Origin of the sequence: Vibrio casei, from assembly GCF_002218025.2 — a bacterium.
In the GTDB taxonomy this organism is placed as follows: Bacteria; Pseudomonadota; Gammaproteobacteria; order Enterobacterales; family Vibrionaceae; genus Vibrio; species Vibrio casei.
The window spans coordinates 1,340,388-1,360,054 of record NZ_AP018680.1; the positions used below are offsets into that span (position 1 = coordinate 1,340,388).

The window sequence follows — 19,667 nt, forward strand, 5'->3', positions numbered from 1 at the left end:
ACTTACTATCTTTTGTGACCAGTATTGAGTTTGTTTTCTAGATAAATGGAATATCGTGATATCCCAAAACAAAAGACCCAGAATACAAGTGCGACAAAAACATAACTTTCAGTTGAATATCCAAGCCAATCTGGATCATTATTAGCCGATTGCCCAATACCTAATACATCATACATGCCGATGATTAATACTAAGCTGGTATCTTTTAATAGTGATAAAAAGTTATTCACAATTGAAGGGATAGTGATTTTAAGTGCTTGAGGCAAAACAACGAGCCCCATTTTTTGCCAATAAGAAAGACCCAACGAATCGGCCGCTTCATATTGACCTTTAGGGATGGCTTGTAATCCACCACGAACCACTTCCGCCATATAAGCAGAGTAGAACATCACAACCCCAATGAGTGCTCGGATTAATTTATCGGTTTGCACGCCTTCTGAAAAGAAGAGTGGCAGCATGACTGAAGCCATAAACAAAACCGTAATCAATGGAACGCCACGCCATATTTCAATATAAGCAATACTTAGCTTACTTATGATGGGCATCTCTGATCGTCTTCCCAGAGCGAGAACCACGCCAATAGGCAATGAAACCACAATACCTATGGTTGCTAAGATAAGGGTAACTAATAACCCGCCCCATTGGTGAGTATCAACCACTGGCAAACCAAACATAGAACCTTCAAGCAAGCCTGCCATTAAAATCGGGTAAGCACTCCCAAAGAAGATGAATATCCATGTTCGTTTTGGCGTTTTTTCATAAGCCATCAAGGCAACAAGAATAGCGAGTGTCCAGTAGAACAGTTTTGGACGCCACAGCTCCTGGCTGGGATAAAAACCAAACATGAATTGATCCCAACGAACACTGATGAATACCCAACAGGCGCCCGTATCAGTACACGCATCACGAGTCGTACCAATCCAGTTGGCATTTAACAGCCCCCAATCAGTAAAAGACCAGATCATGGTGAAAGCAAAATAAGCCATCACAAGCGTTAAAATACTATTTAAAGGGGTGCTGAATAAGTTTTTGCGTAACCAGCCAACAATACCAACAGTGTTGGCAGGAGGCGGTAGGCTTGGTTGAAATTGATGTTGTTTCATCTGCTAACCTCCTTAATTATCGTTCGACTAATGCGACTTTGCGGTTATAAATATTCATTACCCAAGAGGTAAAGAGACTCAAACCTAAGTACACACCCATTGTCATGAATATGATTTCGATTGCTTGTCCAGTCTGGTTGAGCGTAGTTCCTGCAAAAACTGAAACAAGATCGGGATAACCAATCGCCATCGCTAAAGATGAATTTTTGGTTAAGTTTAAATATTCACTGGTGAGAGGGGGGACGATAATACGCATTGCTTGAGGTATCACGACCAGCTTCAATGTTTTTGAACGCGATAAACCTAACGCCATTGCTGCTTCTGTTTGACCATGGTTAACCGCCTCAATACCGGAACGAACAATTTCAGCGATGAATGCTGCGGTGAAAATACCGAGTGCAATCCACAGCGCGAATAACTCTGGTAATACGGTAATACCACCACTAAAGTTAAACCCTTTTAATTCAGGGTAATTTGCAGAGACGGGCATCCCCATAAGGAAATAAGCAATCAGCGGTAAGCCCAAACATAAACCAACAACAATACGTCCAACGGGAGTTTGAATACCGGTTAAACGCTGTTTATTTCTAGCCCAAATATAAACACCAACACTTAATATCACGGCTAAAATTGCCGCAGCGCCAATTAACCAACTACCGGTTTCAAAAACAGGCTTAGGAATATAGAGGCCACGAATGTTTAAAAATATGGCTTCGCCAATGCTTAAGCTTTGTCGAGCGGAAGGAAGAGCTTGTAGTACAGCAAAATACCAAAAAAGTATTTGTAGAAGAGGGGGAACATTTCGAACAATCTCAATAAATACTGCAGCAAGTTTATTTACCATCCAGTTGGATGATAACCGAGCTATACCAACAGCAAATCCAAGAATTGTTGCGAGAATAATACCGAGAACGGAAACCAATACAGTATTCAGTAAGCCAACAAAGAAAGTGCGACCAAAAGAGTAAGTTTCGTTATATTCGATTAACGTTAAGCTGATACCAAAGCCAGCTTCTCTATCTAAAAAACCAAAGCCTGTAGAAATGCCTCGATCACTTAGGTTTGTCATTGTGTTATTAATAATAACGTAGAAAAAATACCCCAATAAAGCCACTGTAATAAGCTGGAAAATAACAGAGCGAAATCGTGGGTTATAAAAAAGATGGGAAAACGAGTTACCAGTTTTATTCTGATTGATTGTCTTTCCTGATTCGGTGGGTTTCATACTGCGTAACCTCAAAATCTACTTAGAAAAAGGGCGGCTTAAAACCGCCCAGAGTCATTTATTTGGAAGTTAGTCGTATTAACGAATTGGTGGAGCGTATTGGAAGCCACCAGCATTCCACAGTTTGTTCACGCCACGGTCAACTTTTAGAGGGGAACCTTGGCCAACGGTGCGTTCAAACATTTCACCGTAGTTACCGACTTGTTTGACGATTTGGTAAGCCCAATCATCTTTAAGCCCTAATCCTTCGCCTTTCGGTCCATCAAGTCCAAGAATACGTTTTATGTTTGGATCGTTAGACTTTTTCATTTCGTCTACGTTCTTTTGCGTAATGCCATATTCTTCAGCATTGATCATGGCAAATAATGTCCATTTTGTAACATTAAACCACTGGTCATCACCTTGTCGTACAACAGGGCCTAAAGGTTCTTTAGAAATGATTTCTGGTAATACCATTGCAGAGTTTGGATCTTTTAGGTTAAGACGTAGCCCGTAAAGTTGTGATTGGTCAGAAGTTAATACGTCACAACGACCAGAGTCGAAGCCTTTCGCTGTTTGGTCCATGGTGTCAAAAACCACTGGTTTGTAAGACATGCCTTGTAAACGGAAGTAGTCCGCTAAGTTAAGCTCGGTTGTGGTACCAGCTTGAACACAAACTGAGGCACCATCAAGCTCTTTAGCACTTTTCACGCCAAGATCTTTTTTCACCATAAAGCCTTGTCCGTCGTAGTAAGTCGTTCCTACGAAGTTTAAGCCTAATGAACCATCGCGTTGAAGTGTCCAAGTTGTGTTGCGTGAAAGTACATCGACTTCCCCCGATTGCAATGCAGTAAAACGCTCTTTAGCATTAAGTGGAACATATTTAATCTTTGTTTTATCACCAAGAACCGCGGCGGCTACTGCTTGGCAATATTCAACATCAAGCCCTTCCCATTGTCCTTTTGCATTCGGGTTAGAAAAACCCGCTAGGCCAGTACTGACACCACATTTTAATTCACCCGCTTTTTGCACATCTTGCAATGTACCGGCGGATGCAGAGTTGGCAATCATTGCTGCCGAAACAGCAACAACTGAAGCTAGAATTTTCATTGTTTTAGGCATGTGTATCCTTCCTGTATACGTCCGTTGAAATCAATGTTGATTGAATTCGTTTGTCTGTGAATGATTAAGCAAATGTTGTGTTACATTAATAATTTCATTGTGAATAGCTGGTCGTTATTTTTATATCCAGCTCACAACCTGCCCTTTTAAGAGTAGGTAAGAATTTGAATTAAACAAACACAACATCCAATATGTGTTTGAGTGTAATCACAAATTCTTAAGTAAATTTAGAATGAATAATTGTTATGGTTTTGTAAATAGTGCAATCTCGCACCAATGTTGAGCTTTTGATGTAATTGTCTGTAAATTTGGTCTTAAACAAAATTAAATGGCTATTTTTTAGGTTTAAATCAGAGTAATTACAGTTAAAGGCCGTTAACTTCGAAGTAAAATTGTTTGTGATGGAGATCCTATGTTTCCTCTATGCACAAATTTGGTAGTATCGCTCGTGAGTCACACATCACAAAAAGGTATGGAATGCGTTATTTTCCCATTTTTCTAGATTTAAATAATAAGCCGGTACTGGTTGTTGGCGGTGGCGATGTTGCTTGCCGTAAAATTGATATGTTGCTAAGAGCGGGCGCAAAAGTGACGGTTGTTTCACCAAAAGTGCATTCACACTTGCAGACATTAGCTCAAGATGAAATTCTGTTATGGATCAAATCTTTTTATCAAAGTGACATGTTGACAGATTATGTACAGGTTTGGGCGACAACCGATAACCCTGAATTAAATCATCGTGTGCATGATGATGCTAAACAGAAAAACATCATGGTTAATGTGGTGGATGATAAGCCATATTGTGATTTTATTACGCCTTCTATGATCAATCGTGGACGCATTCAAATTGCCGTATCAAGTGGCGGCGCTTCACCAGTTTTAATTCGTTACTTACGAGAAAAGTTAGAATCGATACTTCCCCAAAACTTAGCGCTATTGGCCGATTTTGGCGCCTCTAAGCGTAATAGTATTAAATCAGAACTAGCATCAGTTGATGAGCGTCGTAAGTTTTGGGAACGTTTTTTTTCCTCCTCGAAAATCACCACTATTGATGACCGCTCTGAACTTGAAGTGTTATATCAGTCGATTTTAAGCAACACCGAAGAGGTAACTGGGTCACAAATTTGGATTGAATTCGGACAAGACGTAGAAATGCTCCCCATTAAAAGTTTACGTCTTATGCAAGAATCGGAATTGGTGTTATATCCTGCAAGTTGTCCTTTTGAATTTGTAGATCTATGTCGTCGAGATGCGGAACGTGAGCAATTTCAGGACACTAATCATTTAGCTTCGTTAATCAAACAAGCGCAATCTGATAAGCAACGTGTTTGTATCTTCATTGAAAAAGACAGTACTTCAATAGAGTTAAAATTATTGATGGGCAACCAATTACTCATCAAGATCGCGGAGTAAGTGTTGGTTATCATGACTAAGAAAGCTTAGGTTTAGAGTTCATGCAATTTAATCAGTTAATTTTGTATAAGCAGAAAAAATGGCGTATTCCGTTTATCATAATGGGGGTATTATTGTGTATGTCGTGTATCGCTTACCTATCTGTTGGCGATATAAAGCTTTCGTTGTTGTCGCCACTGAATGATTTTCAACAACAAGTCATTGTTAATCTTAGATTACCTCGTCTGTTAGCTGCTATTCTACTTGGGGCATCATTAGCGGTGTCTGGTGCAACGCTTCAAGTATTACTAGGAAATCCATTAGCGGAGCCGGGAGTGTTAGGCATTTCAGGTGGTGCAAGCCTTGCCATGGTGATCGCACTGTTCTTCTTTCCATTCTTAATGACGCCATACGGCGCAATGTTTGTTGCAATTAGTGGCTCACTTATTTTTACTTTGATTATTGTCATGATGGCAAAAGCGATGCGATTAACCACGGCAAGGTTATTGCTGATTGGTGTCGCATTAGGAATTTTGTCTGGTGCCTTAGTGACTTGGGCATTCTATTTTAGTGATAATTTAAATTTACGAATTTTGATGTACTGGTTAATGGGGAGCATTAGTGGGGTAACTTGGACTCAAATTTCCTTGGGGCTTGTGATGTTGCCAGGTATTATTTGGTTATGTTCGAAGACAAAATTTCTGGATCTTCTCATGGTGGGTGAAAGTCATGCACAACAATTGGGTTTAGATGTTCATAAACTTCGCTGGAAGCTTATTTTACTGGTTTCAGTCTTAGTCGGTGGTTCGGTGGCTATTGGGGGGGTTATCAGCTTTGTTGGTTTAGTGATACCACACCTGATCCGTTTGCTTTTTGGGTCTGAAAATAAGTATTTGATACCCATGTCTGCGCTTTGCGGGGCCACATTACTCGTTGTTGCGGATCTATTAGCAAGAGTATCACTGCCTTCTGCGGAGTTACCTCTGGGCGTCATGACAACCAGTATCGGAGCACCAGTCTTTATATGGATGTTGTTACGCAATTATGATCGACATTAAGAATATCGCGATACCACCTCGATTATTGCCGTTGAATCTGACTGTTCAGCAAGGTGAAATTTTGCATATCATTGGCCCAAACGGTAGTGGTAAAAGCACGTTATTAGAAGCTGCCTCGGGATTACTCAAATATGAAGGGGAAGTTTTACTTTCAGGTCAATCTATCACAACGCTTTCTTTAGCAGACTTGGCGCACAAACGCGCTTATTTACCTCAAAGTGGTCGACCAGCCTTTTCGATGTCGGTTTTTCATTATTTATCGTTGTCTATCCCTGCTATGGCTAATCAAATTGATATTCCCGATGCAGTAAAAGAAATCACTCATTTATTGTCTATCGAAGATAAGTTAGAGCGTTCTATTCACCAGTTATCGGGTGGGGAATGGCAACGGGTTCGGCTCGCCGGTATTTGTATCCAAGTATGGCCGACTCTTAATCCTTATGGGCAAGTTTTATTACTTGATGAGCCTGCAGCACCGCTAGACGTTGGACAAGAAAGTTTGCTCTATCGCTTAATTGATTTGATGGCGGCTAAAGGCTTGGCAGTGGTGATGGCAAATCATGATCTAAACCGTACTTTACGTCATTCTGATCATGTATTGGTATTAAAGGGTGGTGTTGTACAAGCGATGGGGGCTACACAAGATGTGATGAATGAAGCTCTGTTATCAAACGTTTTCAATACCAAGGTGAAAATGGTTACCCATGAAAATATGCCATATTTACTTTTTGACTAATGAGTCATTTTAGGGCGTTGATGACAATATACGTGCAACGTTACCGCTTTAGCATTAAAGTGAATATCGTTCTGAATAGAGATTGTTTTAATTTTAATGTTTTTAAAAACAATGATTTAAAAATTAATTAAGTGTAACTTTATAAAGTTGGCACAGTAATGGCATTAATGAGAGTGATACATTCTCGTCCTATTGTGTTAGCTGAAATGGCGTTAAGCCAAGCACAAAACACACAGCCTGCCTCATCTGAGACAGGCTTTTTTTTATCGTTGAAACCTATCTTTCAAACTTAGGTTATTGGGTCAGTTTTTCTAAATCCGCAGGGCGGTAGTAAACCGATTTCAATACTTTTCCTTTACGAACGGTTTTGCCTTGCATCTCTACATCTTTAGCGCATTTGGCAATGATGTATTCGCCTTTTTTCACGCCTTCAAGTTGCACACCTTGTTTAGCGTAGAAGGCTTGAGTTTCCGTGAATTCTTGTTCGTTACGACATACTTTGCTCATATTGCTTGAATGAACTTCATCCCAACATGATAGGAATTCAATGCCGCGGTTTTTAGCGACATGCAGTAATAATTCGATGATGTAGCTAATACCAACATTACTGGTTACTTGGTCGTCACCACGGTGAACTAAACGGCCCATCAAAACGTAAACCGTATCAATAATCGCATCCGCTTGTTCGGTTTTACAATCAGCTTCGGCAAGTTCAGTAAGCTCTTCAATGGCAAGCGAGGTATGCAAAGTATCGGCTTTGTCGTCGAGGGAGGTTAAGTTTGCGACAGGGAGATCAAACGTTGAACGAAATTCCGTAATATCACGATATAAGTGCTGATAAAGTTCCGTCGAAAGTAGGGTAAATTGCATGTCATTGCCTCGTGAATAAAAGTTGCGGCAGATGATAACAAATAATCCCTATTCCAGTCATGATCAATTCGTCTCTCCAGTCTCTTCTTCAATTGTGTTTAATTTGTAAGTAAGGGCTAGAATCACGATATATAACAAGCTGCCACCTAAGGCGACCGAACTCCAGCCACCATGTTGCCAGCAATAGATCAAATAAAACCCACCTAAACTACCGCCAGCGTAGTAGTGAACCAAATATAAAGCGGTTGCACTGGCTTTTGCTTGATGGGCTTTCGAGCTGACCCATGCGTAAGCTAGCGAGTGAGTAAAGAAAGCGCCACCACTGATCAAAATTAGCGCAATAAACATAGCATATAGATTTGGAATGAGTGCAGTGAGCATTCCGATTAAGCTGACTACCGTACCTAACACAATGCCGCTGGTGGGCTTAAAGCGTAAGCTCCATTGTCCACTGAGTTTAGAAGTTAACGTTCCCGTTAGATAACACAGGAAAATCAACGACACCAAGCCGACAGGAAGCGAAAAAGGTTCACCGACTAAGCGAAACCCCATGACCGTATAAAGGTTAACAAATAGAGCGAAATTTAACCCACCAATTAGCATGGCAAGCCATAGTTTTGGTGTGTGTAGGTGGTGCATAGCATCTTTTAAATGATTAGTTAAAGATGTCTCCTTAGTGATGAAATTTTTCTGAGCAGGCACCCAAAGTGTCACCAATATCGCGATGGAAAGGCTCAACAGCGCCATACCAATGACAGCCGTTTGCCATCCAAGCCATTCGCCAATCACACCGCCATAAATTCTGCCGGTAATTCCGCCTAATGAATTGGCACCAATATACGAACCTACCGCGAGTAAAAACACTTTAGGGCTAAATTCTTCTGCCATGTAGGCCACTGCCACTGAAATATAACCCGCCAAGGCAATTCCCATCAGTGCGCGCGAAGCAATTAATAATCCAAGCTGATCGGAAAATAAAATACATAAACCAACAACAGGTGAGGCATACAAACTGAACAGCATGATTTTGCGCCGACCAATCTTTTCAGAATAAATAGCCCAAGGCAGTAGTGATAAAGACAGTGTTAAGGTAGCCGCCGCTAAAACCCAGTTAACATGCGCCGCAGTGACTTGATAATGCTCAGCAATCAATGGCAACAAAGGTTGGAATAAATATAAATTGCAGAATGAAATAAAAGAGCCGATAAAAAGCCCAAAGGTGACTTTTTTCAGAGCCTTTGGATTGTTGTTATCTACTGGCTCACTCTGTGTCGAGTCATTCACTGGTAGGTGTGCATTCTTTTGGAAAGAGGTAGTAGACATTAACGGTGCTCAAGTAAGTTAGATAATAGAATTTTACCAATACTCATGTTATATATAAAATATATTAAATTAATAGTATCCATCTATTTATGATCTACAAACCCAAGTAACCTCACTGTGAGGTTACGTTTCCCTATGTTATTAGAGAATCGACAATCCTATGAATACCAAAGCATTAAAGTATTTTGTCACTATTGTTGAAATGAAAAGTTTCAGTCGAGCAGCCGAGGTTTTACATATCGCACAATCAGCGTTAAGCGTATCGATTAAAAAGCTCGAATTATCAATAGGATTAACACTGTTACACCGTCACGATAAAGGTGTTCAATTGACTGACGAAGGTATGCGTTTATATAAGCACGCTAAAGAAATCCTGCAAAAATTAGAGGATGCTGCGCTCGAAATGCAAGAGCTTAAAGGATTGGTCAAAGGCGAAGTGAGGTTAGGCGTACCTAGCATGATGGGCTCGTACTTTTTCCCCGATATTTTGATGGCCTTTAAGCAGCAGTATCCAGATTTGAAATTGACTATCATTGATGCTGGCACTCAATCGATTCGAAAAATGCTGCTCGATGGAGAGCTGGATCTTGGTGTGATCCTCAATGAAAATGTGCCGGACTCTCTGGCAATTGAACCATTAGTGGAAGATGACATGTTGGTGGTAGTGAGTCCTGAACATGAGTTTGCCACTAAACGCTCGATTTCTATCACCGAGTTTTTCTCCCAAGAATTAATCATGTTTAAGAAAGGGTACTTTCACCGCGAAATGGTCGATAAGTTATGCATTGAGCATGGCTTGGAACCGAACATTTCTATTGAGACCAATTTGATCCCGATGATTTTAAAAGTGGTACAAAAAGATTTTGCGATTGGAGCATTATTGAAATTAGTCACCGAACAAGAAAAAGGTGTGATAGGCATTCCATTTGATCAACCAATCACGCTCAAAATAGGTATGGCTTGGCGTAAAACAGGGTATTTATCGTTGGCGGATAAAGCCTTTATGGAATTCACCAAGCAAGCTTTACCCGCTGCGATAGGTCGTGACAAGTAATCGACACAAGCCTAGTCGATATATTCTTTATGCACTCGACGAGTAATACCGGTAAACAAGGTGTAGGGAATCGTATCGCAGCAGTCGGCAACTTCAGCCGCTTTTACGTTCTTGCCCCATAACTCGACGGTAGAGCCGATTTCAGCATTTGGAATGTCTGTTAAATCTATCGTCAGCATATCCATCGAAACACGTCCCACAAGCTGGGTACGAACGCCATTGACCATCACAGGTGTGCCGTCTTTCGCATGTCTTGGATAACCATCAGCATAACCAATCGCAACCGTGCCTATCTTCATATCACGTTCACAACGATACCTTTCACCATAACCAACGGATTCTTGCGCTTTCACTTCACGTATGGCGATGATTTTTGAGGTTAGCGTCATCACTGGAATCAGTTGTTCTGAAGCTGAGTTTGGGTGTGAAAGTGGGTCTGCACCATACAGCAAAATACCCGGACGCGTGTAACCCTTAAATTGCTCGCTATGAGTTGAAGGGTGAGCTAACGTCGCCGAGCTATTGGCAAAACTGCTCGTTTTAGAATCTAATTTTTCTAGAGTAGATATACAAAGCTCTAACTGGCTTTGTGTCATCGATTTATCGAGTTCATCAGCACAAGCAAAATGGGTCATGTGAACGATATTATCGACTTGCGGCAACGCGTTTAATTGCTCAAAAGCCGCAGGGTAGTCTTGTGGCGAAAACCCTAAACGATGCATGCCACTATCAAGCTTTAACCAAATCTTAAATTGAGAAGATTGAGGTTGACGTTTAATCGCTTCAATTTGTGCTTGGCTATGCACCGCTGTCCAGAAGTTATGTTGCTGAATAAGTTCAAGTTCAGATTCTTCAAAAAAGCCTTCTAACAAAAGAATAGGTTGTTTGATGCCCGATTCACGTAACTCTATTGCTTCTTCAATACAGGCAACACCAAAGGCATCGGCTTCTTGTAGCGCGTGCGCCAATTTCACAGCGCCATGGCCATAAGCATCGGCTTTGATGATCGCTACCGCTTGTGAGTTCGGAGATTGCGCTTTCGCCACGCGATAGTTATGTCTAAATGCAGCAAGATCAATGCTTGCTTTGGTTGGTCTAGCCATAGTAGCGCTCGATAGATAAGCCTTCTGGGTTAATATCCGGCTGTTTGTTATTGATGATATCTGCAACGAATTTGGCAGAGCCGAGTGACATTGTCCAGCCTAAAGTGCCGTGACCAGTATTCATGTATAGATTGGAGTACTTAGTACCACCGAGTATCGGCGTGCTGTCGGGCGTCATTGGACGTAGTCCACACCAAAATTCCGCTTTGGCGACATCGGCTGCGCCTGGGAACATGTCTTGAATAACAAAATCAATACTGGCTCTGCGTTTCAATGGACGCTCTAAGTTAAACGATGCAATTTCTGCAGTACCACCGACTCGAATGCGATCTTCAAAACGCGTAACTGCTACTTTATACGTCTCATCCATAATGGTCGATTGGGGCGCACGTGATTCATCTTCAATCGGTAGGGTGAGTGAATAACCTTTGATTGGATAAATAGGCAAATCGATTCCCAGTGGTTTCATCAATTTAGGCGAGTAACTCCCTAGTGCGCAGACAAAGGTATCGGCCTTAACAACGCCTTTATCGGTTTTGACGCTAACGATTTTGCCGTTGGATTCTACTAAGTGTTCAATATTGGTATTGAGCATAAACGTCACCCCAAGCGCTTCACATTGCGCAGCAAGTTCGGTGGTAAACTTATAACAATCGCCGGTTTCATCACCCGGTAGGCGCAAACCACCGACAAACTTATCTTTTACATTCGCAAGGGCGGGTTCGTGTTCAATACAACCTTGCATGTCTAAAGCTTGGTGTTCAATCCCTAGTTGTTTGAGAACGCTAATGTCTTTTTGTAGTGCGTCAATTTGTTTTTGTTTACGAAATAGCTGTAATGTGCCTTTTTGGCGTCCATCGTAATTAAGGTTGAGTTCTTTACGAAGAGCAATAAAACAATCTCGGCTATATTCAGCGACACGTAGCATACGAGCTTTATTCACTTGATAGCTTTTGGTATTGCAGTTAGCTAGCATTTTGCTCATCCATGAAAGGGTATAACCATCCAGTTCTTTCATGTTAATCATAAATGGTGACAAGTCTTGCATCATCCAACCAATTGCTTTGAAAGGCACACCCGGAGCTGCCCAAGGCGAACTGTATCCCGGAGAGATCATGCCGGCATTGCCATGGCTAGTTTCTTCAGCCACACTATCTTGTCGATCAATAACAGTTACCTGATGCCCAGAATTGGCCAAATACCATGCAGTTGCAACGCCTAATACACCACCACCTAAAACCGTAATATGCATAATCATCCTTTTAACACTTAAATGTGAGCATTGAATAAATCTGATTTTATTCTAATATTGAGAGAATGGTGCTTTGTATTTTAATAATTAGCAGAGTAAAACTCTAAATATGTTAAATAAATGCAGCATAAAAGTTATTAAATAATGCTAGAAAAAAAATAGAGATCAAAATCAAAATTTTTATGTAAATAAATGAAAATAAAATGAGTAAAATAAAGCGTTTAGTAAGTAGAATCTGAAAAATAATAATTTGAATTAGGAAAGATGATGAAGCAATGGTTATTTTTAGGTACCGCGATTGTGTCTGAAGTTATTGCTACTTCAGCGATGAAATCTAGTGAAGGCTTTACTAAGCTAATTCCGTCATTAATTGTGGTTGTTGGCTACGTAGCAGCGTTTTATTTTTTATCTTTAACATTAAAAACAATTCCAGTCGGCATTGCCTATGCTATTTGGGCGGGTCTCGGCATAGTGTTGATTGCTGCGGTAGGTTGGATGGTTTTTGGTCAAAAGTTGGATTTACCGGCAATGCTAGGTATGGGGCTGATTTTACTCGGCGTATTTGTAATTAATGTATTCTCAAAAACGGGTGGACATTAATTTGATCTGAGTTTCACTTGGATACGTAAAGTCATGGATGAATCTAAAACAAGGACGTTGTATGACATTATTCAAATATATTTCAAGAATACTCCCGCTTTTCACTGCGCTACTTCTGACTGGCTGCTTAGGCATGCCGAAATCCGTCACTCCCATTCAAGAGTTTGATGTAAACCAATACCTAGGCACATGGTATGAAATCGCTCGTCTCGATCACTCCTTTGAACGCGGTTTAACACAAGTCACCGCTGACTACTCATTAAAAGAAGATGGTGGCGTTAAAGTGATTAACCGTGGCTATTCAGCCGCAGAGGGCGAATGGCAACAAGCGGAAGGAAAAGCGTATTTTGTTAACGAGCCCAATGAAGGTTACTTAAAAGTTTCGTTCTTTGGGCCTTTTTATGGCTCATACGTTATCTTCTATCTAGATCCGGCTGGGCAATATGCTTTTATCTCCGGCCCGGATCACGATTACCTTTGGCTATTATCTCGAACCCCAACCGTCGGTGATTCAGTCAAGCAGCAATTCATTAAAATGAGCCAAGAGAAGGGCTTTGATGTGAGTGAGTTGATTTTTGTGGAGCAGGGAACGCAATAAAATAAGCTACAAGGTGTTAATCGTTGCTAATTTTTAGTGAGAAAGGATAATGTTTGACTCTTTTTTACTCTGAATGTTGTTGATAATGCGTCTTGATAAATTTGTGTGTAAAAGCACTGAGTTAACAAAAATTGAAGCTATTCAGCGAATTAGCACGGGGCAGATTTGTGTTAATGGCGATGTTGTCACGAATGAAGCGACTCAGGTTCATGAAAATAATACGATATTGTTGAATGGCATTAAGTTAAAAGCTCGTGATTTCCGCTATATTCTCATGCATAAACCTGAGGGTACTATTTGTTCTAATATTGATGAGGTTTATCCTTCTCTCTTCAACCGCTTAAACGTTGATAATATTTCTGAACTTCACATCGCTGGTCGCTTGGATGTTGATAGCACCGGTATGGTATTAATTACTGATGATGGACGCTGGTCGTTTAATATCACCACTCCAATGAAGGAGTGCAGTAAAGTTTATCGTGTGGGGTTGTCTCGCCCAGTTTCGGATGATGTAGAAGCTAAGTTCAGAGACGGTATTCAACTTCAAGGTGAGCCGCAATTAACACGGCCAGCAGCTTTAGAGGTTATCGGCCCCAAAGAGGTTCTGTTAACGATCACTGAAGGGAAATTTCACCAGGTAAAACGGATGTTTTCTGCTGTTGGTAATCGTGTTGTGTCTCTTCATCGTGAAGCTATTGGGACGGTTTATCTTGATATTGATGTTGGGCAGTGGCGTTACTTGACTGACATTGAAGTTCAGTCCTTTACCAAGTAAGTTGTGAAATCCCGTGTATTGATTTTGTATAAAAAAACCTTGCCTCAAATCACTTCAAGGCAAGGTGTTATATTTTAAATTCAGCGCCTAAAGAATGCGAGCGCGGAAGGTTTTACCTTTCATTTTACCGTTTGAAATTTTCTTCAAAGCTTGTTTAACAATGCCTTTTTCAACTGCAACATAAGCACGCATATCGAATAAGTGGATCTTACCAACGCGTTTGCCATCTACGCCGTTATCGCCACCAGTGAGTGCGCCGAGAATGTCACCAGCACGAACTTTCTGTTTTTTGCCGCCATCAATTTGAATGGTCGCCATTTTAGATTCAAATGGAGTGTCAGTTAACACGCTGTCTGAAGGTAGGGTAGATGGTGAAATTTCAATGTCCATGTACTCATCAATTTGAGCCACTTTAAACATTTCTTTTTCAGCAAATAAGCTAAACGCCATGCCTTTACTACCAGCGCGGCCAGTACGACCAATGCGGTGTACGTGAACTTCAGCATCACGAGCTAGTTGGAAGTTGATTACCGCATCTAGGTTTTCAACATCAAGACCACGAGCGGCCACATCGGTTGCAACTAGAATAGACGCACTCTTGTTTGCAAAACGTAGTAGGGCTTGGTCACGGTCGCGTTGCTCTAAATCACCGTGTAGGGCAATCACATCAAAACCTTTGTAGTGCAGTTCATCGGCTACTTCTTGTGTTTCACGCTTGGTGTTACAGAAGATCACTGATGATTCAGGTTTGTGTTGTAAAAGTAAAATCTGAGTCGCTTTCAAACGGTCTTCAAATGAATTGGTTTTATAAAAGAACTGAGAAATACTTGAGTTGGTGTGTTGGCTTTCTACCTTCACAAGTTCAGGGTTACGCATGATGCGGTTAGCGATCTTTTTAATTTCCGGTGGGAAAGTGGCGCTAAATAGCAAAGTTTGACGCTCGCTTGGTGCTTGTTCAATGATGGCATCTAATGCATCTTGAAAGCCCATGTCTAACATGCGGTCGGCTTCATCAAGTACTAGAGTGTTTAATTCTGATAAATCAATACGGCCTTTATCTAGGTGATCAAGAATACGACCCGGCGTGCCAACTAAAATGTGCGCGCCATGTTCTAGTGAACCTATTTGTGGGCCAAATGGCATACCACCGCAAAGCGTTAATACTTTGATGTTGTGGATGCTGCGTGCCAGTTTACGAATTTCTTTGGCGACTTGGTCTGCCAATTCACGAGTTGGGCAAAGGACTAAAGATTGCACACGAAAACGCTTCACGTTTAAATTGGCTAATAATCCTAAGCCAAATGCCGCAGTTTTACCTGAGCCGGTTTTGCCTTGGCCAATCACATCTTTACCCGCAATCATTAATGGTAGGCTATCAGCCTGAATCGGCGTCATGGATTCATAACCCATCGAGGTTAAGTTTTCGATTAGCGCGGGATCTAATGCAAGGCTAGAAAAAGCGGTGTTCGCAGGAGTATTGGTGTTTGTAGTCAAAATGATTTCCTTAAAGGAAGAGCAAGCTTATCTTCGGCTTACTCTATAAATTTGTTTACCCTGGTATTTGAAGCAACAGTCGTTGAAGCGATGGCTCCAGTTTTCTAGGGATAGAGTTTAGCTGTTATAAATTTTGTCGAAGTCGGCGGCATTCCATCCTGCCATCATACGATCGCCGATCTTCAAAACGGGTACGCCACGTGCGCCCATCGCTTCAAGTTCTTTGCGTCCGCGTTGCATCTTGGCATTACACAAACGGTACTTAATGCCTTTTGAATCTAAATACATTTTAGCGGCTTTACAGTGTGGGCATTTGTCACCCACATATAAGACTACTCGTTTCATAGTGATTATCTTTTTATACTTTTATTAAATTTGTGTCGTTATCTGCTTAAATATAGCTGAGAAGGCTACTTGGCTTTAAACAGATAAGGGAAAAGCTGCTGCCTTTCTTCTTTCGTTAAGCCTTCTACCCGAGCAATATTGGTATCTGGAATCGCTTCTGGGTTTGGATAATGTTTTACCGCTTTTTCCATGCTTTCTTCACGAATAAGGTGAAGTACTGGATAGGGTGCGCGGTTAGTTAAGTTTTCAGCATCATCAGGATCGGCACCAGCGAAACAATAATCTGGGTGGAAGGTTGCCACTTGGAATGTGCCTTCCCATTGTTCTTGTTTAATCAGTGCGTCAATCCAATCTAAGAAGAAATTATAGTCGTCAAAATTTTGTAGCATGTGAGGAATAACAACTAATGTGGTTTCTAATTCTGAAACTGGCGTATTAACGAGCGTGGTGAATTCTTGAAAAACGTCTTCAAGTAATGCTTCTTCGACCGTAGCTTCAGAAACCGTTATCTTAATTTGATCATTACGTTGCGGTTTTGCGGCAAAAGGGCATAAATTCAGTCCAATTACCACATCCAGTAGCCACTGTTCTATTTGAGATTCAATTTCTACATGACTAGGAAGAGAAGATGCTGACATTTGAGATTTCACACCGATGATTGATGAAATGGTTATTTATAAGGCTGCTACTTATAAGCTTATTATTTGCGGCGGATTCTATCACATAACTGTCTCGCAAATTGGATCTTTTTAAAGGTATAATCTAGCTAAAGAATAGAGTGTAAAGAGAGCATCATGGCAAAACTGACATTACAAGAGCAAATGCTTAAAGCGGGTTTAGTTAACAGTAAAAAGCTGGAGAAGGCTAAGAAATCTTCCAAGAAATCCCGTGTTCAAGCTCGTGAAGCAAGAGAAGCGGTTGAAGCGAATAAAAAAGCGCAACTAGAGCGTGACAAAGCGTTAAATGCTGAGCAGAAAAAACAGCAATTAACCAAAGAATTGAAAGCACAAGTGAAGCAATTGATTGAGATGAACCGTATTGAAATTGCCGACGGTGATATCGGTTATAACTTCACAGACGGCTCATTAGTGAAAAAGCTTTATGTTGATAAGCCAACACAAGACCAATTAACCAAAGGTCGTTTAGCAATTGCTCGTTACCTAGAGGGTTACGCGATTATTCCGGCAAGTGTGGCAGACAAAATCTTCCAACGTGATGAAGAAAGCATTGTCTTGAATAATGTTCTGACTCAAGAAGAGCAAGATGAAGATGATCCATACGCAGACTTCGTGGTTCCTGATGATTTGATGTGGTAATTCACTTTTAATATTTGAATATCAGACCAGACAATGGCAGACATGATAAAGGTTAATCACTTTCATCAGTCTGCCATTTTTTTGTTCTACTCTGGCTGAATGAGTTTTAAGTACGATGAGTATTGTGATGGATAAAATAGTCGAATTAATCAATCAAGATACGTTGAGATTAAAGGCACTGGAATGTGTTGCTTTGCTAGACTTACCGCAAGGTTATATTGCGGCAGGCTTTGTGCGTAATCTAGTTTGGGACGCATTACATCATAAGCGTGAGTCAACGCCTTTAAATGACATTGATGTTATCTACTTTGATACTACAGAAACTGATGGTGACGCTTATCTTATCTATGAAGCTAAACTGAAACACATGATGCCTGATGTTAATTGGCAAGTGCGAAATCAAGCGATAATGCATCTACGCAATGGTGATCATCCATACCTAAGCGTGATTGATGCGATGAGGTATTGGCCGGAAAAAGAAACGGCGGTGGCAATACGTAAGAACCTGAATGATGAAGTGGAATGTATTTCAGCGTTTGGCTTTGATTCGCTATTTGCACTTGAAGTCACGTTTAACCCCAAACGATGCTACGAGATTTTTGAACATCGAATAAACTCAAAAGATTGGTTAAAAACCTGGCCGCGCTTGAAAATTTTACCTAGTTAACCCGCTCATGTTGTCAGAGTGATTTTAAATTTTTAATGCTATTCAGAAAAGGGAAGTGATTGATGAAAATATACGAATTTGCTGCGAACCCAAGCTCACGCCGTGTTGGGATCTTCTTGAAGGAATTAGGAGTAGAGGTTGACCGTGTTCAACTTAATGTTCGTGAAGGGGAGAATTTAACGCCCGAATATCAAGAAAAAAGTGTGAATGGTAAGGTGCCAATGTTAGAGCTTGATGATGGTACCTGCATCAGCGAAACGATTGCGATCTGCCGTTTCTTTGCAGAACAACATAATGACACCTCACTGTTTGGTACCACACCGGCAGAAAAGGGCCTAGTAGAAATGTGGCAACGCATTGTTGAGTTTGATGGTTTATACGCGGGCTTTCAGGCATTTCGTAACTTATCTGGTGTGTATAGTGACCGTGAACGCTGCGTACCTGAATGGGGCGAAGAATCAAAACGTCGTGTACAAGAGTTTTTACCTAAACTCGATAAGCAATTAACTCATAACGAATATGTTGCGGGCGAGAAACTTAGTATTGCCGATATTACCGGTTTCCTTTTTGTTGGCATAATATGTGAAAAAGCATTAGAGATTAAAGCACTAACTATGTACCCACATATTCAAGCTTGGCATGAAAAGTTATCTGAGCGTCCCACATTTCAATAAAAGTTTATGGATTGACATTTTTTCTGTCGTTAATTCGACAAGGAGCGAATCAATAAGAAATCCGTTTTTAACGATATTTAAATTCGTTAAAAACGGATTTAAATGGGTTTTATATATGTGATCTTATTTGTGGTTCTTGACCTGAGTGGATTCTAAGTCTTGCTTGTTTTTCCATTCTTCTAATGCTTGCTGCATTTCTTGCTCATTCTTTAATACTTTTCCTAACGCATCATCTGGTCTTTTCGGTAGTGTTAATCCACATGAAATTAGCGTTGCAGTTAATTGTTCGACAGCAAGGTGAGGTACGTACAGTAAATCTTCTTGTTTTTCAAAACGAACGTAACCATTAGATAGGTTGATGGCTTGTGGAACAAAAACCACCCGGTAACCTTTTTCTGGCACCGGGTAGAACTCGCCATCTGGGCCCAAAAACATTTCTCCATTCTGATTTGGGATCATCCAGGTTGGACCGAGATCAAACACTATTTCTTTAGAATTGGGGCCAGACCAAGAGCGGCTGAATGCAGGCTTTTTGAAAGGTGATTCGTCTGAGGTTAACGCTTCCATAATTTGCTTGGTGGAATTATGAATGATACCAAAGCCGGGAATACGATTAATGGTTTTATCCGATAGCCAAGTGTAAAAGCGTTGCTGCAGACTACCGTCAAAGATAATACCAACGATTAACATTAAAACGATGGCTGCCATTAGGCCAAAGCCCCATATATTGCTCAGGGTCTGATGTAGGCTCTCAGGTAAAAAATAACCTGCCGTTTTATCCATGAACGTCACTACTGCATTAACCACCCAACAGGCGATCACTAACGGAATAACAAACAGCATTCCAATTTTAATTTTTCTGATTAACAGCTTTTTCATAATGAAAACGACTCTTTTGTACTAAGAATAACGTCATACTTTAAACGTTTTGAAAAACCATACCAACTGTTTATATTCATGAACAAAAGCTTGCGTGTTGAT

At 40.8% G+C, this 19,667-nt stretch carries 21 protein-coding genes; 10 read left to right on the forward strand and 11 right to left on the reverse strand.

Annotated elements, in window-relative coordinates:
- Positions 1–5: 5 nt before the first annotated feature.
- The 3 genes from VCASEI_RS06445 to VCASEI_RS06455 form a co-directional block, all read right to left on the reverse strand.
- Positions 6–1,103 carry an amino acid ABC transporter permease gene (locus VCASEI_RS06445; RefSeq protein WP_086958320.1) on the reverse strand — a complete coding sequence of 366 codons (1,098 nt, stop codon included), beginning with the start codon at positions 1,101–1,103 and terminating at the stop codon, positions 6–8.
- A 16-nt stretch (positions 1,104–1,119) separates the two neighbouring features.
- On the reverse strand, positions 1,120–2,328 hold the full coding sequence (locus tag VCASEI_RS06450; protein WP_086958322.1) for an amino acid ABC transporter permease: 1,209 nt from the start codon (positions 2,326–2,328) through the stop codon (positions 1,120–1,122).
- Between the two features lie 78 nt (positions 2,329–2,406).
- A complete protein-coding gene (locus VCASEI_RS06455) occupies positions 2,407–3,429 on the reverse strand; it encodes an amino acid ABC transporter substrate-binding protein (RefSeq protein ID WP_086958324.1) in 1,023 nt (340 codons plus the stop codon).
- Between the two features lie 477 nt (positions 3,430–3,906).
- On the opposite strand from VCASEI_RS06455, the gene VCASEI_RS06460 reads away from it, so the two are divergent.
- Genes VCASEI_RS06460 through btuD form a run of 3 tightly spaced genes read left to right on the forward strand, consistent with a single transcriptional unit; the run spans position 3,907 to position 6,615 of the window.
- Entirely contained in the window at positions 3,907–4,842 is a 936-nt protein-coding gene (locus VCASEI_RS06460; RefSeq protein ID WP_086958326.1) for a precorrin-2 dehydrogenase/sirohydrochlorin ferrochelatase family protein, read from the forward strand.
- A gap of 41 nt (positions 4,843–4,883) precedes the next feature.
- Positions 4,884–5,879: a vitamin B12 ABC transporter permease BtuC gene (gene btuC / locus VCASEI_RS06465; RefSeq protein WP_086958328.1), complete on the forward strand. Its 996-nt coding sequence runs from the start codon at positions 4,884–4,886 to the stop codon at positions 5,877–5,879.
- The gene (gene btuD / locus VCASEI_RS06470) at positions 5,866–6,615 is read left to right on the forward strand and encodes a vitamin B12 ABC transporter ATP-binding protein BtuD (RefSeq protein WP_086958330.1); all 750 of its coding nucleotides are present in this window, start codon (positions 5,866–5,868) and stop codon (positions 6,613–6,615) included. The genes btuC and btuD overlap by 14 nt, the downstream gene beginning before the upstream one ends.
- Before the next feature lie 294 nt (positions 6,616–6,909).
- Here btuD and VCASEI_RS06475 read toward each other — a convergent pair whose 3' ends face one another.
- Together VCASEI_RS06475 and VCASEI_RS06480 are read right to left on the reverse strand one after the other, a co-directional pair.
- A complete protein-coding gene (locus VCASEI_RS06475; protein WP_089110934.1) occupies positions 6,910–7,485 on the reverse strand; it encodes a nucleoside triphosphate pyrophosphohydrolase family protein in 576 nt (191 codons plus the stop codon).
- A 63-nt stretch (positions 7,486–7,548) separates the two neighbouring features.
- Positions 7,549–8,808 carry an MFS transporter gene (locus VCASEI_RS06480; RefSeq protein ID WP_086958333.1) on the reverse strand — a complete coding sequence of 420 codons (1,260 nt, stop codon included), beginning with the start codon at positions 8,806–8,808 and terminating at the stop codon, positions 7,549–7,551.
- Between the two features lie 160 nt (positions 8,809–8,968).
- Here VCASEI_RS06480 and VCASEI_RS06485 point away from each other — a divergent pair, with 160 nt between their 5' ends.
- Positions 8,969–9,862, forward strand: a complete 894-nt coding sequence (locus tag VCASEI_RS06485) for a LysR family transcriptional regulator (RefSeq protein ID WP_086958335.1) — start codon at positions 8,969–8,971, stop codon at positions 9,860–9,862.
- Between the two features lie 11 nt (positions 9,863–9,873).
- On the opposite strand, the gene alr is transcribed toward VCASEI_RS06485, so the two are convergent.
- Together alr and VCASEI_RS06495 are read right to left on the reverse strand one after the other, a co-directional pair.
- Positions 9,874–10,965, reverse strand: a complete 1,092-nt coding sequence (alr, locus tag VCASEI_RS06490) for an alanine racemase (RefSeq protein ID WP_086958337.1) — start codon at positions 10,963–10,965, stop codon at positions 9,874–9,876.
- Positions 10,958–12,253 (reverse strand): D-amino acid dehydrogenase, encoded by a 1,296-nt coding sequence (locus tag VCASEI_RS06495; protein ID WP_337589335.1) that lies wholly within the window; start codon positions 12,251–12,253, stop codon positions 10,958–10,960. The genes alr and VCASEI_RS06495 overlap by 8 nt, the downstream gene beginning before the upstream one ends.
- A gap of 231 nt (positions 12,254–12,484) precedes the next feature.
- Between VCASEI_RS06495 and VCASEI_RS06500 the strand changes: the two genes are divergently transcribed.
- The 3 genes from VCASEI_RS06500 to VCASEI_RS06510 all read left to right on the forward strand — a co-directional run bounded on the left by VCASEI_RS06500 (position 12,485) and on the right by VCASEI_RS06510 (position 14,190).
- Positions 12,485–12,817, forward strand: a complete 333-nt coding sequence (locus VCASEI_RS06500; protein ID WP_086958341.1) for an SMR family transporter — start codon at positions 12,485–12,487, stop codon at positions 12,815–12,817.
- 79 nt (positions 12,818–12,896) lie between these two features.
- Complete coding sequence (locus VCASEI_RS06505; RefSeq protein ID WP_086958525.1) at positions 12,897–13,415, forward strand: lipocalin family protein; 519 nt, start codon at positions 12,897–12,899, stop codon at positions 13,413–13,415.
- A gap of 85 nt (positions 13,416–13,500) precedes the next feature.
- Entirely contained in the window at positions 13,501–14,190 is a 690-nt protein-coding gene (locus tag VCASEI_RS06510; RefSeq protein ID WP_086958527.1) for a pseudouridine synthase, read from the forward strand.
- Positions 14,191–14,277: 87 nt separating this feature from the next.
- Here VCASEI_RS06510 and dbpA read toward each other — a convergent pair whose 3' ends face one another.
- From dbpA to VCASEI_RS06525, 3 genes are all read right to left on the reverse strand, one after another.
- A complete protein-coding gene (gene dbpA, locus VCASEI_RS06515) occupies positions 14,278–15,684 on the reverse strand; it encodes an ATP-dependent RNA helicase DbpA (RefSeq protein WP_086958343.1) in 1,407 nt (468 codons plus the stop codon).
- A gap of 117 nt (positions 15,685–15,801) precedes the next feature.
- On the reverse strand, positions 15,802–16,029 hold the full coding sequence (locus VCASEI_RS06520; protein WP_086958345.1) for a glutaredoxin family protein: 228 nt from the start codon (positions 16,027–16,029) through the stop codon (positions 15,802–15,804).
- Between the two features lie 65 nt (positions 16,030–16,094).
- On the reverse strand, positions 16,095–16,667 hold the full coding sequence (locus tag VCASEI_RS06525) for a DUF1415 domain-containing protein (RefSeq protein WP_086958347.1): 573 nt from the start codon (positions 16,665–16,667) through the stop codon (positions 16,095–16,097).
- Positions 16,668–16,823: 156 nt separating this feature from the next.
- On the opposite strand from VCASEI_RS06525, the gene VCASEI_RS06530 reads away from it, so the two are divergent.
- The 3 genes from VCASEI_RS06530 (at position 16,824) to VCASEI_RS06540 (ending at position 18,686) form a co-directional block, all read left to right on the forward strand.
- Entirely contained in the window at positions 16,824–17,345 is a 522-nt protein-coding gene (locus VCASEI_RS06530; protein WP_086958349.1) for a DUF2058 domain-containing protein, read from the forward strand.
- A gap of 127 nt (positions 17,346–17,472) precedes the next feature.
- Complete coding sequence (locus tag VCASEI_RS06535) at positions 17,473–18,012, forward strand: nucleotidyltransferase family protein (protein ID WP_086958528.1); 540 nt, start codon at positions 17,473–17,475, stop codon at positions 18,010–18,012.
- Between the two features lie 62 nt (positions 18,013–18,074).
- Positions 18,075–18,686 carry a glutathione S-transferase family protein gene (locus VCASEI_RS06540; RefSeq protein ID WP_086958351.1) on the forward strand — a complete coding sequence of 204 codons (612 nt, stop codon included), beginning with the start codon at positions 18,075–18,077 and terminating at the stop codon, positions 18,684–18,686.
- 123 nt (positions 18,687–18,809) lie between these two features.
- On the opposite strand, the gene VCASEI_RS06545 is transcribed toward VCASEI_RS06540, so the two are convergent.
- Complete coding sequence (locus tag VCASEI_RS06545; protein ID WP_089110935.1) at positions 18,810–19,565, reverse strand: DUF502 domain-containing protein; 756 nt, start codon at positions 19,563–19,565, stop codon at positions 18,810–18,812.
- Between the last annotated feature and the right edge of the window lie 102 nt (positions 19,566–19,667).

Bases quoted from the DNA above. Each gene is read 5' to 3' on its own strand.
- VCASEI_RS06535 (WP_086958528.1), top strand. From the start codon at position 17,473: ATGGATAAAATAGTCGAATTAATCAATCAAGATACGTTGAGATTAAAG.
- VCASEI_RS06455 (WP_086958324.1), bottom strand. From the start codon at position 3,429: ATGCCTAAAACAATGAAAATTCTAGCTTCAGTTGTTGCTGTTTCGGCA.
- VCASEI_RS06445 (WP_086958320.1), bottom strand. From the start codon at position 1,103: ATGAAACAACATCAATTTCAACCAAGCCTACCGCCTCCTGCCAACACT.
- VCASEI_RS06540 (WP_086958351.1), top strand. From the start codon at position 18,075: ATGAAAATATACGAATTTGCTGCGAACCCAAGCTCACGCCGTGTTGGG.
- VCASEI_RS06500 (WP_086958341.1), top strand. From the start codon at position 12,485: ATGAAGCAATGGTTATTTTTAGGTACCGCGATTGTGTCTGAAGTTATT.
- VCASEI_RS06520 (WP_086958345.1), bottom strand. From the start codon at position 16,029: ATGAAACGAGTAGTCTTATATGTGGGTGACAAATGCCCACACTGTAAA.
- VCASEI_RS06480 (WP_086958333.1), bottom strand. From the start codon at position 8,808: ATGTCTACTACCTCTTTCCAAAAGAATGCACACCTACCAGTGAATGAC.
- btuD (WP_086958330.1), top strand. From the start codon at position 5,866: ATGATCGACATTAAGAATATCGCGATACCACCTCGATTATTGCCGTTG.
- VCASEI_RS06460 (WP_086958326.1), top strand. From the start codon at position 3,907: ATGCGTTATTTTCCCATTTTTCTAGATTTAAATAATAAGCCGGTACTG.
- VCASEI_RS06475 (WP_089110934.1), bottom strand. From the start codon at position 7,485: ATGCAATTTACCCTACTTTCGACGGAACTTTATCAGCACTTATATCGT.
- alr (WP_086958337.1), bottom strand. From the start codon at position 10,965: ATGGCTAGACCAACCAAAGCAAGCATTGATCTTGCTGCATTTAGACAT.
- VCASEI_RS06510 (WP_086958527.1), top strand. From the start codon at position 13,501: ATGCGTCTTGATAAATTTGTGTGTAAAAGCACTGAGTTAACAAAAATT.
- VCASEI_RS06545 (WP_089110935.1), bottom strand. From the start codon at position 19,565: ATGAAAAAGCTGTTAATCAGAAAAATTAAAATTGGAATGCTGTTTGTT.
- VCASEI_RS06450 (WP_086958322.1), bottom strand. From the start codon at position 2,328: ATGAAACCCACCGAATCAGGAAAGACAATCAATCAGAATAAAACTGGT.
- VCASEI_RS06485 (WP_086958335.1), top strand. From the start codon at position 8,969: ATGAATACCAAAGCATTAAAGTATTTTGTCACTATTGTTGAAATGAAA.
- VCASEI_RS06525 (WP_086958347.1), bottom strand. From the start codon at position 16,667: ATGTCAGCATCTTCTCTTCCTAGTCATGTAGAAATTGAATCTCAAATA.
- VCASEI_RS06530 (WP_086958349.1), top strand. From the start codon at position 16,824: ATGGCAAAACTGACATTACAAGAGCAAATGCTTAAAGCGGGTTTAGTT.
- btuC (WP_086958328.1), top strand. From the start codon at position 4,884: ATGCAATTTAATCAGTTAATTTTGTATAAGCAGAAAAAATGGCGTATT.